Below are 22126 nucleotides of genomic sequence, written 5' to 3'. Positions count from 1 at the left end.
AATGAAATGGTATTATTTTATAATAATCTTTTTGGTCTGTTTGAAATTCAGCGATTGAATCGTTACAAAATAGATTCCTTTTGATAGGTTACCAGTATAATATTGTTCTTCAAGATTGTAGTTTTTGTTTTCAAAAACTAATTGTCCAGTGCTGTTGGTTATTTTTAAATTATAAGTTCCAGCATTTTCGTTTGAAACTTTAATGTTAACCATAGAGGCATTATCGGTAGGATTTGGATAAATCAAAAAGCTAGACGATGCATTTGAATAATCGGCAATAGAAAGATTATCACTTATTGTAGCTTTCCAGTCCCACCAATTTTTATCTACACTGGCAGTTCTAACAGCTCCGTCTTCCAATTTAATTTTATAGTTAAACTTCTTTTTACGAGTGTCATTATTTTCAAAAACATAATCTGAATTACAAATTACAGCGAATATTACACCATTGGCAGGAATACCTTGTGAAAAAGAAATAGTACAGTCGCCTGCATAAACGGGTTGCGTATAAACCGTTTTTCCTTCTTTGGTACGATAACACAATTGAATTGACATATTTTCTCCTAAAGGTTCAAAAAACACAGTAGCTTGATTTCCTGTAATATGAATTGGAATAAAATTAGCACCAGACCAACCAGGAAGTGTTTTTTCTTGCGGAATTAAATATCCGTCTTCATCTTGTGTTGTAATAGCATAAGGAGTTGCTTTCCATTTTTCAACATTGATAAGAGCGGGTTGTTCTGGGCCTAATTCGCGTCCCATATTATTGCGGTACAAACTTAAAATAGGTTGTTCAAATTTTCCGAAATCTGATAACGCTAATCTGGCTCTGTATTCCTGAACCATTTTTCGTGTTTTATCTTCGCCTAAACCATTTACAGCGCCATTACCATTCGCAATACCTTCTAATACGCGTCCTTCGCAATAATTCCATACCCAAGGCAAACTTTTTTCGCCTACAATTTCTCCTAAAAAGGTTGGAAATACAGAACTATATTGCACACCTCCAATAATATCTCGGGTTAATCTTAAGGTAACACCTTCAGAATTTTGAACTCCGGAATCGACACCTTCAGCAGAAGGGCCGCCGAATGTGCCATCCTGAAGCCATCCACTGTAACATTCAATCGGAATAAAAGGAGCAATGACAGAACCCGCACTTAACCATCCTAGATCTACATTGCTATAGTCTGTACTTCCCGTTTTTTTAATGTCTAAGACAGTCTGCAGCCAAACATTTGAACCTTCATGAAACCAAGCCGATTTTCTACAACCTGGTAAAGAAGCATAAATGGCATGAATACCCTCATGAACGCAAGCTCCAGTTTGATACTGCGCATCTGGAAAAGTGGTATTTGGATCAAAACTTGCAACCGGATAATAGGACAAAAGAACCATTGGCCAGCTTTCTCCATCGGGAGTTCCAACACCGCTCTGCCATCCTCCTAAATCGGTATTCGAAGCGGTATCAGTACACAATCCAGACCCAAATAAATAAACCGAACTGCGATAACCCGCTCTGTATAATTTATCCGGCGGCCAGCCCATATTATCTCTTAAAAAAGTAAAATCACTGTCTAAACGCTTTAGCATTAGATCTACAGCCGTGTCAGTAACTAAAGAGTTAGCATTTGGCCCTTGTACAAAAGTCCACGAACCCACATTAGTCGATTTAACGCCATTACAACCGTTATAATTAGGATAATCCTCTTCTAAATTTTTTGTCGGTTTTGGAAAATCAGGATAGTCGCTTTTAAAATCGTAATGAAGTGTTGTGCCATAACCTGGCCATGTCGTGAAATCGCTGTTGTTTTCCTTTACAGTTAAATAAAAGGATAAAGCGCTTTCTGTTCCGCATTCATTAATGTATAAAAAACGATACGTTCCAGAATTCTCCACTTGTAGATTCGAAAGCGTAATGTTTTGGCTAGTCGATGTGAAATTATTTGGCCCAGTCCATTTCATTTTCCCTCCAGTTGGATTATTGGCAATAAAAGCTAAAAACTGCACATTATCTGTTGGAGAAACAACGGCATAATTAAGGCTTTTTTCGGTTCCGTTATTCACTTTAAGAGAAGCGGTTACTACGGTAGGATCACATTGAGTGGTTTCTACACCAAAAGCCTGAAATTCGACCACTCCAGTTGCGGTATTACTTTTAAAATAAACCCTTAGTTTTTTAGTTTTAAAATTTAAGTTTCCAAGAGTGTTAAATTGATTTAAAGCCAATCCTACAGAACCACCATTAATCCATTCAAGTCCATCCCAGTAACTTATATAGGCATCCGTAGGTTGAGAGATGCCACCAAAATCAGTAAACCAGTAAAGCGCCACAGAATTGATTTGATGAGCAAAATCCCAGTCATATTGTACCCAGTTATAGGTGTTGTAATTCGCATCGCCATCCCAGTTTCCATAAACAGGATTTGTTCTGTCATCAGAACTAATAGGCGTAAAACCATCGTTTACAGCCGCTAGACTTTCCCACGGAGATACATGAGAAGTACTTACTTTTGTAGAACTCAGCCTGGCTAAATTCGTTTGGGCATTTAAATTTTCTCCTATTAACACAAAAAGGCCAAGAAGCAGAAAAGATAAAAATCGGGGTAGTTTTTTTTCTTTCATAAGGTTTGTTTTGGTTGTTAATTGTCTTAAAATAAGTTTGCATGGTTAAAATGTAATCTTATTCCTTACCTACTAAATTAAACCAGTCCTTATAAAAATATATGTACTTAATTATCTGATAATTAGTAAAAGTTAACCAGTATTTACTTTCGATAAAAAAAGCCGTCTCATAATTTGAGACGGCTTCATTGATTTTTAGGTAATCTGCCAAGAAAAATTATTTTACAAATTTAATAGTTTCGAAGTGCTTCAATATCCTCAGCTGTTTTGGCAAGAGGCTTTCCTAACAATTTATAAGACTCTTTGGTAATTAGGAAATCTTCTTCTATACGGATACCTCCAAAATTTCTGTACGCCTGAACTTTATCATAATTAATAAATTCACTGTATTTATTTTCGGACTGCCATTGATCGATTAATTCTGGAATAAAATAAATTCCGGGCTCTACGGTTAGAACAAATCCTTCCTCAAGTTCTTTTGCCAGACGCAGTGATTTTAATCCAAATTCGGTGCTCTTTTTTAAAGTTTCAGTATAGCCAACATATTCTTCGCCAATATTCTCCATGTCATGCACATCCATTCCCATCATGTGACCCAAACCGCATTGAAAGAATAGGGTATGCGCACCTGCAGCCACGGCTTCATCCAAATCGCCTTTTACTAAACCAAGAGATTTCAACCCCGTTAAAATCTCCTTACACGCCGTAAGATGTGAATCCTTAAAGAAAGTCCCGGGTTTAAGAGTGGTTATAGCGGCTTCTTCAGCTTTTAAAACAATATTATAAATTTCTTTCTGCTGTGTTGTAAAGGTTTTCGAAACGGGAAAAGTTCTGGTCATATCTCCGGCATAATGCATGTTATTTTCGGCTCCAGAGTCACATAAAACCAATTGCCCTTCCTTTAAGACATTACTGCCGGCATGATTGTGCAGGTATTGTCCGTTGACTGTTAGTATTGTCGGAAAAGCAAGATGACCGCCAAGACTGATTGCTGTGCCTTCGACTTGTCCTGCAATTTCATATTCGGTCATTCCAGGTCTTGCGCTTTGTATTGCTTTTAAGTGCATTGCTGCCGTTATATCCACCGCTTTTTCAATCTCAATCAGTTCTTCATTCGTTTTATAAGAACGTTGTGCAATTATTGCTTTAGATAATGGAATGGATGATTTTTTAGCTATTTCATTATGATGAATATCCAGCCATGAACTTAATTTTAAAGTAATAGCAGCACGATAAGGGGTCAGAAAATGAATCGCACGTTTCTGCTGTACAGCATTTTTGAGAACTGCCTCTGCAAATGAGAAAGGCTGTACGGTTGTAATTCCTGATTTTTCTGCATCGCTATTTAATGAATCTTGTGGGCCAACCCAAACAGTTTGTTCGATTGTCAGGTTATCGCCGAATAGAATTTCCAGATCAGCATCAATATCTATTATTAAAAATAAAGAAGGACGATCTATTCCAGCATAATATAAAAAACTGCTGTCTTGTCTAAAATGATAAATATTATCCCTGTAGTTCATTCCGACTTCTTCATTTCCAGGAAGGATAATAAGGCCTGAACCCATTGCTTTTTTTAAGACTTGCCTTCTGTTTATATAAGTTTCTCTGCTAAACATATTTTTTTCAAAATGGTATTAAAAATGATATTATCTGCCTCCGCCTGGGCAGTGTTCCTTTAAGTATTGTGTAAATAATTTCGATAAATGTTCCGTAGTTCCTTCGCCTTCATTGATGCTGTGTGTACGATTTGGATAACTCATCATTTGGAATTGTTTGCCGTTTTTTACTAATTCGTTTACCAGCATTTCTGCTCCCTGATAATGCACATTGTCATCGCCCGTTCCATGAATAAGCAATAGGTTTCCTTGAAGTTTATTGGCGTAAGTAATAGGAGAGCCTTTTATAAAAGGTTCTTTATTTTCCTGAGGCAATCCCATGTAACGTTCCTGATAGATATTATCATACAACAATTGGTTGGGTACAGCTGCAATAGCAATTCCGGTTTTGTAAATTTCCGGATATTGAAATAGGAGATTCAATGTAGTAGAACCGCCGCCGCTCCATCCCCAGACTGCGATTCGGTCTTTGTCTACAAAAGGCCATTTTAGTATTTCTTTAGCCGCCATTGCCTGATCTCGGGTGTTCAGAATCCCTATGTTTTGGTAAATCGATTTGCGCCATTCAGCACCTTTTGGAACTGGAGTTCCTCTACCATCTAAGCTAATTTGAATATATCCGTCGGCAGCAATATCTCCATCATATAAAAAAGTACTGGCATAACCCGCGGCATCTTTTACAGTTGCACCAGCAGGTTCTGTATACACATAAAATAAAACAGGATATTTTTTAGCAGGATCAAATGGAGTTGGCTTGATCATCCAGCCGTCAAGCGTAATATTATCTGCTGTTGTAATCTGAATCATTTCCACATTACCGCTTGCAGTCATATTACGATCGGTTTCTTTAATGGTCTTTTGAGTAGTAAGATTAACCCATTCTGAGATTTTTTGGTTTTTATGATTCGAAAAACGATGTTCAGCATATTTTGCATCAGGAGATAAACGATAATTATGCGTTCCGATTTCATTAGCAGGAGATACTTTTATCAGTTTGCCTTTTCCGTTTAATGCTGTTTTGTATAAATATTGCTGTGTTGCATTATCTGGAGAAGCTAAAAAGTAAACAAAACCATTTTTTTCGTCAACGGCTTTAATATCGATAACATCATATTTTCCATTGGTAACCAACGTTTCTGTCTTACCGTTTTTGCTGATTTTGTATAAGTGCTTCCAGCCATCTTTTTCCGTTAACCAAAGAAATTCTTTTCCGTTGTTAATCCATTTTAAGCCTTCATTTTCAGTTGGTAATATATCAATCCACGAAGTATTCTTTTCAGAATAAATTGGACTTGCGTCGCCACTTTTAGGGGCACATAAAAAGAGTTTGGCTTCATTTTGTTTGCGATTTAGTTGTTCAACTAATAAAGACGAACCATCAGGAATCCATTGCATTAACGGGATATAATGTTGTTTTGAATCGCCTGGAACTTTCATCCATGTTATTTGAAGTGAGGCAATATTAACAACTCCAACTTTGCAAGCAGACGGGTCTTCTCCCGCTTTTGGATATTCAACCGGAACGGTATAAGAGTATATCGAATCGGTATTATTGATCATTAAGAAGTTTTTGATTTTGGTAGCATCAATCTGCCAAAAGGCAATACTTTTTCCGTCAGGACTCCAACGGAAACCGTCTCTGCAATTGAACTCTTCTTCGTAAGCCCAGTCAAAAGTTCCATTAATTAAACGATCTGTTCCGTCAGTTGTTAAAGCTGTTTCTTTTCCGGAATTCAGATCTTCAACATACAAATTATGTTGGCTCACATAAGCAATGGAATTATTGTCAGGAGACAGTTTCGCAAACATCAAAGACGATGTGGGCCTGTTTTTTCCAATCTGACGCAGTTCATTTGTTTCTCTATTAAAAAGCCAGTAATCGCCCCGTGTTTCCAATCTCCACACTTTTTTTGAATTGGTGTAAATCAGCACTAATTTTTCATTTTTACTGAATTCAAAATCTTTAACTTCTAAAGCCTTAGTACTTGCTTTTGCGGTAAGCTGTTTGGCATCAATAATTACCGTTCTAGTAAAGTTTGGTAATTCATACTGTACGATTTCTCCCTTTTCTGCGATGTAATAGCCGTTGTCGTTTGCCCATTTTGTTTTTTGAGCATTAGCGGTTAGGAAAAAAAGTGGTAGAATTAAACAGAAAAAAAAAGAGATTGTTTTTTTCATTGCATTAAAATATACTTTGGTTAATGATTGAATTACTAGTTTATATTGGTTTCCAAGACAGGATTTATGTAATACATTTTGGTAATAGAATCGATATTAAATAATGATTTTTGATCTTTTACTAAAGTAACACTCTGCCATTGATCTGATGGTATTATTTTGATTTTATCTGTATCATTTTTTAGCGTCAGCGGTAAATTAAAACCGCTTATACAGTTGCTGTAGCGATAGAAGACTTTATTTTTATCTTCATTAAAATAGAATTCAAAGTTTGGAATTTGTGTTGTTGTAAGGTATTGCTCGTAAACTTTACTGTAATCAAAATTAAGCTTTTTTGAAATGTAATTTTCAATCTGTTTCGAGTCCACGGTCTGATGGTAATAGTCTTTTCCTAATCCTCTGAGTGTTTCTCTAAATAACTTATCATTGTCTAACCCATGGCGAATAGCGTGAAGCATATTTCCTGCTTTTGGATACATATCGCCACTTCCTTGTGCATTTACATTATAATCGGGTATAATTGGTCGGTCATTTCGTATTCCTTTACGAGTTCCGGCGTTGTATTCATCTCCGGCTTGTTTTCCAAAAATATAATCGACAAAGAGGGTTTCACTGTAATTGGTAAATCCTTCATGTACCCACATATCAGCCAGATCATTTGTGGTAATGTTGTTGCCAAACCATTCGTGTCCACTTTCGTGAATAATAATAAAATCCCATTTCATTCCCCAACCTGTTCCAGAACCATCATTACCGCGATAGCCGGGTTTATAATGATTGCCATAAGAAACGGCACTTTGATGTTCCATTCCAGTATGTGAGGTTTCAATTAATTGATAACCATCTTCGTAAAAGGGATAAGGTCCCATCCAGTATTCAAATGCATTTAACATATTATGAACCTCTTTCGGCATATATTTTTGAGCCTTTTCTAAATTGTAATCCAAAACCCAATAATTTAGGTCTAAATTGCCTTTTTCGCCTTTATAAGTTTCTTTAAAATTTACATATTTCCCGATATATGGAATGATACAATAATTACTAATCGGATTTACAACAGCCCATTTATAAGAAGTTGTTCCATCATTATTGCTTTTCTTAAATTCTAATCTTCCGTTGGCAATTGCGGTCAACGAATCAGGAACAATCATAGTTAAACTTGCGCCATTGTTAGGTTCGTCACTTTGATGATCTTTACACGGATACCATACAGAGGCACCCAGACCTTGACAGGTAACTGTCATCCACGGACGTCCTAAAGAATCTTTTGTCCAAATCCATCCACCATCCCAAGGTGCTTTTATGGCTTCGTGAACTTTTCCGCTAAAGAAAATAGCAACTTTGCTAGTAGATTTAGTTTTAGATTTTGGAGTTTTAATATACCATACACCATTTTCTTTTACGAAACTTAATTTCTTTCCAGATTGAATCACGCTGTCAATAACCAAAGGATTTTGTAGGTCGATTTGCATTTTGGTATTGCTCTTTTCTTTGATTGTTTTATAGGTTATGGTATTGCTTCCTAGTATTACTCTGCTCTCGTAATCAGGTTTTACCGTAATATCATAACGTAAAGCATCCCACCATTGTCTTTCGGGAGTCAAACTGCCTCTCAAGGTGTCCGCCAACGTATAGGGTTTTTCTTTTTGTGCAAAAGAAATGAAGTTAAAACACAGGAAAATAAGAATAAGATAGTTCCTAATCATGGCATTTTAAGGTTGAAATGTTTAAAATTAGCTACGTCCAAAATCTTTTTTTTCTAAGAAAAAGAGTATAGATTTCCAAATTTATACAGATTTAGGCTATCGAAGCTAAACTTTTATTATCCATATGTAATAGAATATTACTTAAAAAGCAGTACAAGGCGTTAATTTTTGATAAGTGAATTTTTAAATTCAAAAGGCGTTTTCTTTTTAATCTCTTTAAATTTTTTGTTGAAATTTGAAATGTTATTGAAGCCGCTTAGTTCAGAAATTTCGATTATAGACAATTCCTTATTCTTTATAAGCAGTTTAGCAGCATGTTCAATTCTTATTTCAATCAAAAATTGAAAAAAGGTCTTTTTAGTACGTGTTTTAAAATATTTGCAAAAAGCATTTTTAGTCATGTTTGCAATCTGGGCAATCTCGTCTAAAGTGATGCTTTTTTGATAGTGCGTCATGACAAAGTCAAAAACCATCTGCATTCTTTTTCCTTCAGCATCGGTAAAAGGTTTATTGAATACATAATTAGAAAGATGTTTTTTATCTGATTGACTAAAAGCTTTTAGCATATACATTAAAAGCATAAAACGGTCATATTTATCCGCTTCTTTAAATTTTTTGAATTTCCTTATAATAGAGGGTTTTGCATCTCTAATTTGTATTCCGTTTTTGATTGCCTTAAAAAAAGGCTCAACAGCATTTAATTCAGGCAAATTAAAAAAGTCTTTTCCAAATCCATTCTCAGTAAAAAACACGGTGTACATGACAGACATTCCTTTGCTTTCAGAAGTGTCGCTTTTAAAAACGTGTGGTAAATTGCTTCCTAATATAATAATGTCGCCTTTTTGATATTCGGTAATCATATCTCCGACTAAAATTTTGCCTTCTCCATTTTTGATGTAACTAATTTGAATCTCTTCGTGCTGATGGTATTTGTCATAAAAAATAGTCTCGCAGTCTTCTTGATAAATAAATGCCTCTTCGCTTGACTTTGGGATTTTAAAAGGAAAAACTTTCATTGCGTGGTATTTTTTTATATTTTACGGAAAGATATGCAAATTAGTAAAAGATGAATTAAAATTAATCTAGTTTTTGTTAAAATCTTACAAATGAGATAATATTGTATAGGTTTTTGATAATATTCCTAGGTAAATTTTTTTACCCCCTTGATACCTTTGAAATAAATAAAAATAGATAAATTATGAATATTCAATGGAAAGGGGTAATGCCAGCTGTTACCACAAATTTTACAGCTGAAGACACTTTAGATTTTAAAATGTTTGAAAAAAACCTTAATTATCAATTAAATGCCGGAGTAGAAGGCGTTATCCTTGGAGGAACTTTAGGAGAAGCCAGTACACTTTTGGAAGAAGAAAAACAAGATCTTGTTCTTGAAACAGTTCGCATAGTTGATGGAAAGGTTCCTGTGATAATGAATATTGCAGAACAAACTACGCGCGGTGCTATTGAAGCAGCAAACAAAGCTGAAGCTAATGGAGCAAGAGGTTTAATGATGTTGCCTCCAATGCGTTACAAAGCTACCGACCACGAAACTGTTGAATATTTTACAGAAGTTGCAAAAAGTACTTCTTTACCTATTATGATCTACAACAATCCGGTTGACTATAAGATTGAGGTAACTTTAGACATGTTTGAAGAACTTTTAAAGCTGGATAACATTCAGGCTGTTAAAGAATCTACAAGAGACATTTCTAATGTAACCAGAATCATTAATCGTTTTGGAAGCAGATTAAAAGTCCTTACAGGAGTTGATACTTTAGGATTAGAAAGTTTACTAATGGGAGCCGACGGATGGGTTGGAGGTCTTGTTGATGCATTTCCGGAAGAAACAGTTGCAATTTATAAATTAGCAAAAGCAGGCAGAATTGAAGAAGCTTTGACGATTTATCGTTGGTTTCTGCCTTTATTAGAATTGGATATCAATGCACAGTTGGTTCAAAATATCAAGTTGGCAGAAGTTGGAACTGGATTAGGGACTGAATATGTACGTGCACCGAGATTACCACTAATGGGAGCCGAAAGAGAACGTGTTTTGGCTATTATTAATGATTCATTAAAAAATAGACCAACTTTACCAGACTATAAAAGCCTGTAATAAAAAAGAAGTTTTTTAAAAACTTTTTTCAATTTTAGAATTACTTAACCAAATACTATAGAATACATGATTACTGGAAAAAATTACATAGGGTGTCAGTTGTCAGCCAGCGGCGATAAAACATTTAAAACCTTTAATCCGCAGGAAAACACAGATAATTCTTGGCAGTTTACAGAAGCTAGCAACGAAGAAATAGAATCGGCCGTAACTCTTGCAAGCAAAGCATTTTTGACATTTCAGAAATCTACTGGTAAAGAAAAAGCTTTTTTTCTAAGAACAATTGCGGATGAAATATTGGCTTTAGGAGATAATCTCTTAGATGTTTATTGTCAGGAATCGGGTTTGCCAAGAGGCCGTGCTGAAGGCGAAAGAGGAAGAACTATCGGACAATTAAATGCTTTTGCTGATTTAGTAGAAGAAGGTTCTTGGGTTGAAGCCACAATTGACACTGCTATTCCAGACAGAGTTCCCTTGCCGAAGGTCGATCTTCGTAAAATGAAGCGTCCTTTAGGTACAGTAGTTGTTTTTGGATCCAGTAATTTTCCATTCGCGTATTCTACTGCCGGCGGCGATACAGCATCTGCATTGGCCGCTGGATGTCCGGTTATCGTAAAAAGCCATCCAATGCATGCAGGTACAGGAGAAATGGTAGCTTCGGCAGTAATTAAAGCAGCTCAAAAAACAAATATGCCGGAAGGTGTTTTTTCGAATTTGAACAGCAGCGGCATTGAAGTTGGAGTAACACTTGTAAAACATCCTTTGGTTAAGGCAGTTGGATTTACAGGAAGTATAAAAGGCGGTCGTTCTTTATATGATTTAGCAGGGCAGCGTGAAGAACCAATTCCGGTTTTTGCTGAAATGGGAAGTATAAATCCAGTTGTATTATTACCAGAAGCATTAAAACAAAATGCTGAAAAATGGGCAGCGGCATGTGCAGGTTCTGTAACATTGGGTGCAGGACAGTTTTGCACAAATCCAGGTTTGATGCTCGGAATTAAAAGTGATGCTTTAAAAACGTTTACCGAACAGCTTGCCGTTGAGATTTTAAAGATTTCGCCAAGTTGTATGTTGAATCCATCGATTTATAAAAATTATCAATCCAATAATGAGCTTTTAAGTTCTCAGAATGGAATTGAAGTCGTAGCAGAATATGCTAAAACAGATAATCCTAATTACGCTTCACAAAAAATACTGACGGTTTCGGGCAAAATCTTTTTAGAAAATCCAGTGTTGCATAGAGAGGTTTTCGGGCCTTTTTCAATATTAGTACAATGTGAAGACGAAATTGAACTGGTTGCGATTATTGAAAAATTAGAAGGACAGCTTACGGGTAGTATTTTGGCAGAAGAAAATGAAATTGAAAACTATGAAGAAGTAGTAGATGCTTTGGGTAATCGTGTCGGAAGAATAATTTTTAACGGATTACCAACAGGAGTAGAGGTATGTCCGTCGATGGTGCATGGCGGGCCATATCCTTCCTCATCAGATTCTAGGTTTACAGCAGTTGGAATTGGTTCCATTAAAAGATGGGTTAGACCTTTTAGTTATCAGAATTGGCCGAATAACAAACTTCCAGAGGCACTTCAAAATGAAAACCCGCTTGGAATTTCAAGATTAGTTAATAATGTTCAAACAAGAGATTCAATTTAAATATGGCTAGAAAAACTTTTTTTTGTGTAGATGCACATACTTGCGGTAATCCGGTTAGAGTAGTTGCTGGCGGTGGGCCAAATTTAATTGGTGCCAACATGAGCGAGAAAAGACAGCATTTTTTAAGCCAATACGATTGGATTCGTAAAGGATTAATGTTTGAACCTCGCGGACATGATATGATGAGCGGCAGTATTTTATTTCCACCAACGAATCCTGATAACGATTTTGGTATTTTATTTATTGAAACATCGGGCTGTCTGCCAATGTGTGGACATGGAACAATTGGTACGATTACCATCGCAATAGAAGAAGGATTAATCAGTCCGAAAATTCCAGGGAAAATAAATATGGAAGCGCCTGCGGGTTTGGTAAAAATTGAATACAAGCAAGTTGGTAAAAAAGTAGAATGGGTTAAATTGACGAATGTTAAATCGTATTTAGCGGCCGAAAATTTAACTGTTGAATGCCCGGAATTAGGCGAATTAACTTTTGATGTTGCTTATGGCGGAAATTACTATGCCATTGTAGATCCGCAGCAAAACTTTTCTGGAATTCAGGATTTTACAGCCAGTAAGATTGTACAATACAGTCAGGTGGTACGAGCACGAATTAATGAAAAATATCCAAATCTATTTATTCATCCTGAAAATGATACGATTAGAGATGTAAGTCATATGTTATGGACTGGGACACCTCTAGATCCGGCTTCGTCAGGCAGAAATGCTGTTTTTTATGGAGACAAAGCCATAGACCGTTCGCCTTGCGGTACAGGAACATCAGCAAGAATGGCGCAATTACATGCAAAAGGATTGCTTAAAAAAGGAGACGAATTTATACATGAAAGTTATATCGGAAGTAAGTTCGTTGGCAGAATAGAAGAAGAAACTGCAATTGACGATATTAAAGCCATTGTTCCCAGCATACAAGGATGGGCAAAAGTGTATGGTTACAATACCATAATTATTGATGAGGAAGACGATCCTTATGCACACGGATTTCAGGTTTTGTAATTCAATCGACCTGAACTAACAGTTTTTTAGTTTTTACAGTATCGTGAATAGGACTTTTAAACCTGCTTTTTGAAGGTTTTTAGTTCTATTGGCAAACTATTTTTATTTCTATAATCCGTTGTAAAATTGAATAAAATAGCTTGATTGAAGGATTAAAATCTAATTTGATCTGCTGAAATCCTTTCATCCCGATAGCTATCGGGAGCGTGAAATGATTTTGCGTGTCAGTTTTTCACGCAGATTTACACAGATAAAAGCAGATTTAGACAGATTTATATCTACGCTGATGTGATAGAATTGAAAAGATAATTTTGCCCAACGGGTTTCTATAATTAAATAAATAGGGAAGTTTCCTTGTATTTGAATAACTATGAAAAAGAATTTACTGATTTTTGCCTTCTTTGTATCATTTCTGAACTGTAATTTATATTCGCAGCATAAAGAAATGATACCCTATCAGCCTTCTAAAACCGAGATTTTAGAACGATATAAAAAAGCTTTGTTATTGGATAAAGCAGTTAAAAATACCGTTTTCAAGACCAGTATTAAAGCACAGTGGCAAAGAGACGGAAAATCATTTTGGTATTCCAATGTTTTAAAAGACAGTATCATCGAATATATTTTAGTTGATGCAGAAAAAGGAACTAAAAATATTTTATTTGACGAATCTAAACTAAGAAATGCCCTAAGTTCGGTTACAGCAATTAAGTCTCCACAAAAAAGTCTCGTTATTGATAGTTTAAATTATGATGCCAAAACGAAATCAATAGCTTTAAAATATGATAAAAACTACTATCAGGTAAAGCTCTCCGATTATAGTATTCAAAAGACAAATTCGCTGCCTAAAGACAACACAAAATATCCCAGTCTAAATCGGCAATGGCAAAGATGGAATTCCTTTAAGACAGACAGCATTTCACCCAATAAAAAATGGATAGCTTTTATAAAAGAGGATAATGTATTTGTAAAGCCAATCGCTGGAGGGAATGAGATTCAATTTACAAAAGACGGTACAAAAGAAAAACCGTACGGTTCTTTAGCGTGGTCGCCAGACAGTAAATACATTGTGGGTTATCATATTACTCCATTTAACGATTTACCAGTTCATTATGTTTTAACTTCCGTAGCCAATACGACTCGTGGCGAACTACATTCCCAGCCTTATAAACAACCGGGAGATCCTTTCACTACTTATGAAATGTATTTGTTTCATATCGAAAATCAAAAAACAACAAAAGTAAACACTCCAATAATTGACTTTTTTGATGCGCCAGAATTGCATTGGAGAAAAGACAATGCAAATTATTTTAGGTTTGAAAAAGTAGAAAGAGGTCATCAAAGATTTAGAATTATAGAAGTAAATACTCAAACTGCCGAAACCCGTTCAGTAGTCGATGAAAAGACCAATACTTTTATTTATGAATCCAGATTATTTACGCATTATCTTAAAAATAGCAACGAAATTGTAATGTCTTCTGAAAAAGACGGTTGGAGACATTTGTATTTAATTGATGCGATAACAGGTAAGGAGAAAAAACAAATTACAAAAGGAGAATGGGTCGTTCGAAGCATTGACAGCGTAGACGAAAAGAAAAGAGAAATTTGGTTTTCGGCAAGCGGCATCAATTCCAACGAAGATCCTTATTATATTCATCATTATCGAATAGGATTTGATGGGAAGAAACTAATCAATCTTACTCCTTCAAAGGGAAATCATCTGGTTTCTTTTTCGAAAAACAAGCATTATTATATCGATTCTTACTCAGAGCCGAATGTGGTTACAATTATTGAACTTCATCGTACTTCTGATGGAAAAAAAATAATGGATCTAGAAAAATCGGACGCTACAGGTTATCTCGCTACAGGAATGTCTTTACCAGAACCTTTTCATGCAAAAGGGAGAGACGGTGTGACAGATATTTGGGGAATAATATGCCGTCCTGCAGATTTTGATCCTAATAAAAAATATCCTGTAATTGAAAGTATTTATGCAGGTCCACAAGATTCTTTTGTACCTAAAAATTTTATGGATCGCTATACCACCGAGATGCAGAGTCTGGCTCAGTTAGGATTTATAGTCGTACAAATTGATGGAATGGGAACTGCCAATAGATCTAAAGCTTTTCATGATGTCTGCTGGAAAAATTTAAAAGATGCTGGTTTTGAAGATCGTATTTTATGGATCAAAGCTTTGGCTAAAAAATATCCTTATGTAGACGATTCAAGAGTGGGATTATATGGTACTTCTGCCGGAGGGCAAAATGCTTTAGGTGGTTTATTATTTCATCCGGAATTCTACAAAGCAGGAGTTGCCGCCTGCGGTTGCCACGACAATCGAGTAGATAAACAATGGTGGAACGAGCAATGGATGGGATATCCGGTTGGAGAGCATTATAAAGAACAATCTAATGTGACCAATGCCGGAAAACTTACTGGAGATTTATTATTAGTAATTGGAGAAGCCGATGAAAATGTACCGCCAGAATCTACTTATCGTGTTGCCGATGCCTTAATAAAAGCGGGGAAAACTTTTGAGTTTCTGCCTTTACCAGGCGTTGGTCACAGTGATGGTGGCCCTTACGGAAGACAAAGAAAACGAGATTTTTTTGTAAAACATTTATTAGGAGTTGATCCTCCAAGCCGAAACAATAATGAATTAAATCAATAATAAACGGGACTTATTTTAATTAAACCAAAAAAACACAAATGCTTAAAGTAATAAAAAATAAAACCAGTTTTTTATCGAGATTATTGATTTTGATTGTTGTAAGTCCAGTATCTCTTTTTGGGCAGGATTTTAATTTGTATCTCCAAACTAGCGAAGTCAACAATACCATGGTGCATTATGAAGCCGATAAAGGAAGTATCATGCGGTTTTATGCTACCGACAGTAATGCCGATACTTTTGACATTCAACACATTGAGAACAATTACAATACTCCGGAACGAAGAACTCGCAGACTGCAATTAATTACAGCTTATAAAAAAACAATTGAAGGATTAAATTTCGATGCCATGAACATCAATGGCAAAGTGGACTATATTTTATTTAGCAGAAATTTAAACAGTGAAGAATACGAACTAGTACAGCAACAAAAACTATACGATAAGATAAAAGTCTATTTCCCTTTTGATGAAAAAATTTATGCTCTGGAAAAACCACGTAGAAGAGGAATCAAAGTAAATGGAGAACTAGTTGCCAAAGAACTGGAAGATTTACGTAAAACCATCATTGAACAAATCAAAAAAGCCGAAAAAATGGAAGGTTTAGATAAAGCTTCTTCAGAATTTGCTGTTTTGCATGCAAAAGGATTACAGGAAATTTTGAAGAATTATTTTGACTTTTATAATGGTTACGATCCCTTATTTTCCTGGTGGGTTCCTAAAACTTACAACGAAGTTGATGCTGCCTTAGGAGAATATGCATCGCTACTAAAGTCGAAAAGAAAAGATATAAGCACTCAAAAAGAAGATGGAAGTGGTATTGTTGGAAATCCAATTGGCAGAGAAGAATTAATTCGGCAGTTGCAAACGGAGTTTATTCCGTATTCTCCTGAAGAATTGGTAGCTATTGCGAATAAAGAATTTGCCTGGTGTGATGCCGAATTATTAAAAGCCTCTCGCGAAATGGGCTTTGGAGACAATTGGAAAGCCGCTCAGGAAAAAGTCAAAAACTCTTTTGTGGCACCGGGAGATCAACCGCAGGCAATGCTGGATTTATACAATCAGTCGGTAGATTTTTTAAAACAAAATAATCTTTTAACCATACCGCCAATTGCTGAAGAAAGCTGGCGTATGTACATGATGTCTCCCGAAGCGCAAAAAATAAATCCCTTTTTTCTGGGCGGGGAATCTCTTATTATTTCTTATCCAACAAGCACAATGTCTTATAGCGAAAAAATGATGAGCATGCGCGGCAATAATCCTCATTTTTCCAGAGCGACTATTCATCATGAATTAATTGCGGGACATCATCTACAGCAATTTATGAGAGATCGATACAAAGCGTATCGTCATTTTGATACTCCGTTTTGGGTTGAAGGAAATTCATTGTACTGGGAAATGCTGTTATGGGATTTAAAATTTCCTCAGACACCAGAAGACAAAATTGGTATGCTGTTTTGGAGAATGCATAGATGTGCACGAATTATTTTTTCGCTAAACTATCATTTAGGAAAATGGAGTCCGCAGCAGTGTATTGATTTTTTAGTTGATCGCGTAGGACATGAACATGCTAATGCTGAAGGCGAAGTACGCCGATCATTTGTAGGCGGTTACAGTCCGTTATACCAAATCGCTTATATGCTGGGCGGGTTGCAGTTTACTGCCTTAAAAGAAGAATTAGTCACAAGCGGCAAAATGACGTATCAGCAGTATCATGATGCTATTTTGAGAGAAAATGCGATGCCAATCGAATTGTTAAGAGCATTATTGACTAATCAATCCTTGCAGAGAGATTTTAAAACCAACTGGAAATTTTACAAATTTTAATTAAGATACAAGCACATTTATGAAACAGGTAGTAGTAATAGGCGGCGGAATTATAGGATTAAGTTCGGCATTTTATTTACAGCAGAGCGGTTGTAAAGTTACCGTTATAGACAAAGATAATTTTGAAAACAATTGCTCTTATGGCAATCTAGGATATGTTTGTCCAAGTCACTTTATACCACTGGCAGCGCCCGGAATTGTCTGGCAGGGATTCAAATGGATGTTTAATTCTAAAAGTCCGTTTTATGTAAAGCCTTCTTTTAATAAAGCATTATTGGATTGGGGAATTAATTTTGTTAAAAGTGCTACAGAAACAAATGTTGCCAAATCGGCTATTCCGCTTCGGGATATATCCTTATTGAGCCAGAATGAATTTTTAGAATGGAAAAAAATCCCAGGCTTTGAATTTGCTTATGAACACAAAGGAATGCTGGAAGTTTTTCAAACCGAAGCAGTTGCTAAACACGCAGAACATACTGTTTCTAAAGGAAGAGAATTAGGTTTGGATGTAAATCTATTGGATTATGAAGCGCTGCAGGCATTAGAACCCCAAACCAAAATTAATGCAATAGGAGCGGTTCAGTTCAATTGTGATGCACATGTTTATCCAAATAAATTAATGAAAGTTTTAAAAGAACATTTAGTAGCAAATGGTGTTCAGTTTCAGTCAGGAGAAACTGTGGTTTCATTTGAAAAAGAGAATAATGTTGTTAAGAAAGTAATTACCGACAAACACTCTTATGAGGCAGATGAAATTGTCATCGCAACAGGAGCTTGGACGAGAGAAATCGCTGCTTTAGTAAATGCCAAAGTATCACTAATGCCGGGAAGAGGTTATTCTATAACTTTAGAAAATTCGGATTACAAAGTAAATCATCCGATTATTCTAGCAGAGGGGAGAGTAGCTATAGCGCCTATGGACGGCAACAAAATTAGATTTGGAGGTACAATGGAAGTAGTGCCTACAACCGAAAAACCACAATACCATCGCATCAATGGAATTCTAAACGCAGTTAAAGATTTCCTGCCAGAATTTGATATACCAAAACCAGCAGAAGAAGATATTTGGTACGGTTACCGACCATGTTCAGCGGATGGACTCCCATTTATTGGAAGAATAAAAAAACATAACAATGTTGTGGTTGCCACAGGACATTCCATGATGGGATTAAGCCTTGGCCCAGGAACAGGAAAATTGGTTTCAGAAATAGTCAATAGAGAAGCTACAAGTATGAATATTGATGCTTTTGAAGTAGAAAGGTTTGGATAAATACAGTTTCTAAAACAGATTCTCATTCAAAATAAAAAAACAAAACAACAAGGAAATATGGAATCAACAACAGAAAAAAATAATTTCAAAAGATCATTAGGATTATTAGATGCTACCATGATCGTTGCGGGTTCTATGATTGGATCAGGAATCTTTATTGTTAGTGCAGACATAGTTCGTAATGTAGGATCGGCAGGTGCTTTATTGCTGATTTGGTTATTTACGGGTTTTCTAACTATTGCGGCAGCACTGAGTTATGGAGAATTGAGCAGTATGTTTCCAAAGGCTGGAGGACAATATGTGTATTTAAAAGAAGCTTTCAATTCGCTTACTGGTTTTTTGTATGGCTGGAGTTTTTTTGCAGTGATACAAACAGGATCAATTGCGGCAGTTGGTGTGGCTTTTAGCAAATTTGCGGCTTATGTTTTTCCTTCTTTAAGTGAAAAAAATATTATTATAGATTTCAGTTTTTTACAAATATCGGCAGCACAATTAACGTCTATAATTCTAGTTGTCTTTCTAACCTATGTGAATACACGAGGTGTAAAAGAAGGAAAAATGATTCAGACTATTTTTACGCTGGTAAAACTAATTGCACTGTTTGGACTTATCATTTTTGGTTTCACTCTGGCTGCAAAAGCTGATATCTGGAAAGCAAACTGGAACACTGGTTTTTCTATTAATAAATTAGAAGGAAACACATTGGTTCCTTATTCGGGATTTGCGATTATGGGAGCTTTAGCAGCAAGTCTTGTCGGGAGTTTGTTCAGCAGTGATTCCTGGAATAATGTAACTTTTATTGCAGGCGAAATAAAAAATCCTTCTAAAAATATCGGAAGAAGTCTTTTCTTGGGAACTTTAATTGTAACCATCATTTATATTGCCACCAATATGATGTATTTATCCGTTCTTTCAATAAATGAAATTGCCTATGCCGAAAACGATCGTGTAGGTGTGGTAGCATCGCAGCATATTTTTGGAAATTCAGGAACTTATATCATTGCAATATTATTGATGATTTCGACTTTCGGTTGTAATAACGGATTGATACTTTCCGGAGCCCGTGTGTATCATACGATGGCCAAAGACGGATTGTTTTTTAAGCAATTAGGGCAATTGAATAAAAACGGAGTACCGGAGAAAGCATTGTGGATTCAATGTATTTGGGCATCGGCACTTTGTTTAAGTGGAAAATACAATGAACTTTTGGAATATGTAATATTTGTTGTTTTGATATTTTACATTTTGACCATTGCCGGAATTTTTAGACTTCGTAAAACAAAACCGGATTTAGAACGTCCTTACAAAGCAATAGGTTATCCGATTCTGCCTTTTATTTATATCATTGCGGCTTTGACTATTTGCATTATGCTTTTAATTTATAAATACAATTCCTCGATACCAGGATTGGCAATTGTGCTTTTAGGGATTCCGATTTACTACTATTTCGTAAATAAAGACAAGTCTTAAATATCAATCATTTTCTAAAAGTTTTTTTGCCACGAATTACACAGATTTACACGAATTATTTTTTTAACACAACAATTTGCGCTAATTTAAAATACTTAGAGAGAATAGTTAGAATAAGTAAAAAAAAAGCTTTAAAATCTTAGCGTCTTTGCGACTTTGCGAGATTAAAACATAAAGCTTTTGTTTCAGCAACGAGAAATTTGCAAGCAAAGGCGCAGAGTCGCTAAGATTCTGCACTTAAATTTTAAGATTTAAAAAAAGGAAATGGAGTATAAAAAAGCATTCTGATTTGAAGATATTGATGTTTAAAAAAAAACAATTAAGAGAAAATAATAATCCTTTTAATCCTCTAATCTGTGGCAAAAAAACATTTGTAAACTTGGATTATTAAAAATATAAGTAATCATATGAAATATTTAGTAGCACAAAACAGAAAAGGAAACTCATTTGTAATTTTATTGTTGGTTTTCTTTTTTTTAGGAATTACTCAAAGTGCAGTTTCACAAACAAAATCTCCAGTTTTGCAATATGTAGTTTCGATGCCTAATCCTGAAAATCATTATTTTCATGTGGAATTACATTGCAGTGGCTGGCAGGAGGAAACTATAGACTTTAAAATGCCGAATTGGATGCCGGGTTATTATCAGTTAATGAATTACAGTAAAATGGTAGAAAATTTTACGGCAAAGGTTGATAATAAAAATATAGCCGTTAAAAAGGGGAACGAAAACAGCTGGCAGATTAAGACATCAAAGAATAAACCGTTTACTTTAAGTTATGATGTAAAAGCCGATAAGCAGTTTGTAGCCAATAGTTATCTGGATGCTTCACATGCTTATGTAATTCCGAATAGTTTATTTGTCTATATCGATGGACACATTAATACCTCTGTTTCTGTAAAAATCGAAGGAATAAAAAAAGACTTTAAAATTGCAACAGGCTTAGAACCGATTGCTGGAAAAACAAATGAATTTAAAGCTCCTGATTTTGATGTTTTATACGATTGTCCACTTTTGATTGGAGATTTAGAAGAATTACCCTCTTTTAAAGTTAACGGAATCGAACACCGTTTTGTAGGTTATAAAATGGGAGATTTTGATAAAGTAAAATTTATGGACAATCTGAAAAAGGTTGTCGAATCGGCGGTAGCCATTATTGGGGATATTCCGTATAAACAATATACATTTATTGGAATTGGGCCGGGGCAGGGAGGCATCGAACATCTTAACAACACAACGGTTAGTTTTGACGGCTCAGATTTGGATAAACCAGAGGCAATGAACAGAATGATGAGTTTTTTGGCTCATGAATATTTTCATCATTACAATGTAAAAAGAATCAGACCTTTTGAATTGGGGCCTTTTGATCATGATAAAGGAAGCAAAACAAATCTATTGTGGGTAAGCGAAGGTTTGTCTGTTTATTATGAATATCTAATTGTAAAAAGAGCTGGACTTGTAACGGATCAGATTTTATTTCATAACCTAGAAAGCGGTATCAATGCTTTTGAGAATTCCCTAGGCAAATCCTATCAATCTTTAACTCAGGCAAGTTTTGAAACTTGGAGTGACGGCCCTTTTGGCAAACAGGGAGAAAATGCCGACAAGTCTATTTCGTATTATGACAAAGGTCCGGCAGTTGGTGTTGTTCTAGATTTTGCAATTCGTAAAGCGACACAAAATCAAAAATCGTTGGATGATGTGATGCGCCTTTTATATTGGGAATATTATAAAAAATTACAGCGCGGTTTTACCGATGCTGAATTTCAAGAATCCTGCGAAAAGATAGCTGGAAGTTCATTAAAAAACATTTTCGAATATGTTTACACCACAAAACCAATTGATTATAATAATTATCTAAAATATGCAGGTTTAGAATTGAAAGAAGATTTACATTCAATTTCAAATAATAGAAAATTTTCCTTTCAGATTTTGGAATCAATTACCGATGAACAAAGGAAAGTACTGCGCAGCTGGTTAGGGAAGTAGAGT

The 22126-nt window shown here is 35.5% G+C and carries 13 protein-coding genes; 8 read left to right on the top strand and 5 right to left on the bottom strand.

The genetic code is table 11. From position 1 onward, the window contains the following. Positions 1–12: 12 nt before the first annotated feature. The 5 genes from ACFFLS_RS25965 to ACFFLS_RS25945 form a co-directional block, all read right to left on the bottom strand. The gene (locus tag ACFFLS_RS25965; protein WP_379682408.1) at positions 13–2625 is read right to left on the bottom strand and encodes a T9SS type A sorting domain-containing protein; all 2613 of its coding nucleotides are present in this window, start codon (positions 2623–2625) and stop codon (positions 13–15) included. A 230-nt stretch (positions 2626–2855) separates the two neighbouring features. Continuing rightward, positions 2856–4244 carry an aminopeptidase P family protein gene (locus tag ACFFLS_RS25960; RefSeq protein ID WP_379682407.1) on the bottom strand — a complete coding sequence of 463 codons (1389 nt, stop codon included), beginning with the start codon at positions 4242–4244 and terminating at the stop codon, positions 2856–2858. A gap of 30 nt (positions 4245–4274) precedes the next feature. Continuing rightward, the gene (locus tag ACFFLS_RS25955) at positions 4275–6422 is read right to left on the bottom strand and encodes a S9 family peptidase (RefSeq protein ID WP_379682406.1); all 2148 of its coding nucleotides are present in this window, start codon (positions 6420–6422) and stop codon (positions 4275–4277) included. 35 nt (positions 6423–6457) lie between these two features. After that, positions 6458–8128 (bottom strand): M1 family metallopeptidase, encoded by a 1671-nt coding sequence (locus ACFFLS_RS25950; RefSeq protein ID WP_379682405.1) that lies wholly within the window; start codon positions 8126–8128, stop codon positions 6458–6460. A gap of 161 nt (positions 8129–8289) precedes the next feature. Beyond that, positions 8290–9144: an AraC family transcriptional regulator gene (locus tag ACFFLS_RS25945; protein ID WP_379682404.1), complete on the bottom strand. Its 855-nt coding sequence runs from the start codon at positions 9142–9144 to the stop codon at positions 8290–8292. Positions 9145–9326: 182 nt separating this feature from the next. Between ACFFLS_RS25945 and ACFFLS_RS25940 the strand changes: the two genes are divergently transcribed. From ACFFLS_RS25940 to ACFFLS_RS25905, 8 genes are all read left to right on the top strand, one after another. Next, positions 9327–10241, top strand: coding sequence for a dihydrodipicolinate synthase family protein (locus ACFFLS_RS25940; RefSeq protein ID WP_379682403.1), 915 nt, complete (start codon positions 9327–9329; stop codon positions 10239–10241). Between the two features lie 66 nt (positions 10242–10307). Beyond that, complete coding sequence (locus ACFFLS_RS25935) at positions 10308–11891, top strand: aldehyde dehydrogenase (NADP(+)) (protein WP_379682402.1); 1584 nt, start codon at positions 10308–10310, stop codon at positions 11889–11891. Between the two features lie 2 nt (positions 11892–11893). Further along, positions 11894–12904 (top strand): 4-hydroxyproline epimerase, encoded by a 1011-nt coding sequence (locus tag ACFFLS_RS25930; RefSeq protein ID WP_379682401.1) that lies wholly within the window; start codon positions 11894–11896, stop codon positions 12902–12904. Between the two features lie 370 nt (positions 12905–13274). Further along, on the top strand, positions 13275–15572 hold the full coding sequence (locus ACFFLS_RS25925) for a S9 family peptidase (protein WP_379682400.1): 2298 nt from the start codon (positions 13275–13277) through the stop codon (positions 15570–15572). A 38-nt stretch (positions 15573–15610) separates the two neighbouring features. Beyond that, complete coding sequence (locus tag ACFFLS_RS25920) at positions 15611–17395, top strand: DUF885 family protein (protein WP_379682399.1); 1785 nt, start codon at positions 15611–15613, stop codon at positions 17393–17395. Positions 17396–17414: 19 nt separating this feature from the next. Next, positions 17415–18665, top strand: coding sequence for an NAD(P)/FAD-dependent oxidoreductase (locus ACFFLS_RS25915; RefSeq protein WP_379682398.1), 1251 nt, complete (start codon positions 17415–17417; stop codon positions 18663–18665). 57 nt (positions 18666–18722) lie between these two features. Continuing rightward, complete coding sequence (locus ACFFLS_RS25910; RefSeq protein ID WP_379682397.1) at positions 18723–20135, top strand: APC family permease; 1413 nt, start codon at positions 18723–18725, stop codon at positions 20133–20135. Positions 20136–20542: 407 nt separating this feature from the next. After that, positions 20543–22123, top strand: a complete 1581-nt coding sequence (locus ACFFLS_RS25905) for a M61 family metallopeptidase (protein ID WP_379682396.1) — start codon at positions 20543–20545, stop codon at positions 22121–22123. Positions 22124–22126 lie beyond the last annotated feature (3 nt).

It is taken from the genome of Flavobacterium procerum (assembly GCF_042431625.1).
GTDB lineage: Bacteria > Bacteroidota > Bacteroidia > Flavobacteriales > Flavobacteriaceae > Flavobacterium > Flavobacterium procerum.
Note: the sequence above shows the minus strand (reverse complement) of the source record. Positions and strands in the feature narration are given on the sequence as shown.

What these genes read in the sequence shown, in the direction of transcription:
- ACFFLS_RS25965 (WP_379682408.1), bottom strand. Translation starts at nt 2,625, where the DNA reads ATGAAAGAAAAAAAACTACCCCGATTTTTATCTTTTCTGCTTCTTGGC.
- ACFFLS_RS25960 (WP_379682407.1), bottom strand. Translation starts at nt 4,244, where the DNA reads ATGTTTAGCAGAGAAACTTATATAAACAGAAGGCAAGTCTTAAAAAAA.
- ACFFLS_RS25955 (WP_379682406.1), bottom strand. Translation starts at nt 6,422, where the DNA reads ATGAAAAAAACAATCTCTTTTTTTTTCTGTTTAATTCTACCACTTTTT.
- ACFFLS_RS25950 (WP_379682405.1), bottom strand. Translation starts at nt 8,128, where the DNA reads ATGATTAGGAACTATCTTATTCTTATTTTCCTGTGTTTTAACTTCATT.
- ACFFLS_RS25945 (WP_379682404.1), bottom strand. Translation starts at nt 9,144, where the DNA reads ATGAAAGTTTTTCCTTTTAAAATCCCAAAGTCAAGCGAAGAGGCATTT.
- ACFFLS_RS25940 (WP_379682403.1), top strand. Translation starts at nt 9,327, where the DNA reads ATGAATATTCAATGGAAAGGGGTAATGCCAGCTGTTACCACAAATTTT.
- ACFFLS_RS25935 (WP_379682402.1), top strand. Translation starts at nt 10,308, where the DNA reads ATGATTACTGGAAAAAATTACATAGGGTGTCAGTTGTCAGCCAGCGGC.
- ACFFLS_RS25930 (WP_379682401.1), top strand. Translation starts at nt 11,894, where the DNA reads ATGGCTAGAAAAACTTTTTTTTGTGTAGATGCACATACTTGCGGTAAT.
- ACFFLS_RS25925 (WP_379682400.1), top strand. Translation starts at nt 13,275, where the DNA reads ATGAAAAAGAATTTACTGATTTTTGCCTTCTTTGTATCATTTCTGAAC.
- ACFFLS_RS25920 (WP_379682399.1), top strand. Translation starts at nt 15,611, where the DNA reads ATGCTTAAAGTAATAAAAAATAAAACCAGTTTTTTATCGAGATTATTG.
- ACFFLS_RS25915 (WP_379682398.1), top strand. Translation starts at nt 17,415, where the DNA reads ATGAAACAGGTAGTAGTAATAGGCGGCGGAATTATAGGATTAAGTTCG.
- ACFFLS_RS25910 (WP_379682397.1), top strand. Translation starts at nt 18,723, where the DNA reads ATGGAATCAACAACAGAAAAAAATAATTTCAAAAGATCATTAGGATTA.
- ACFFLS_RS25905 (WP_379682396.1), top strand. Translation starts at nt 20,543, where the DNA reads ATGAAATATTTAGTAGCACAAAACAGAAAAGGAAACTCATTTGTAATT.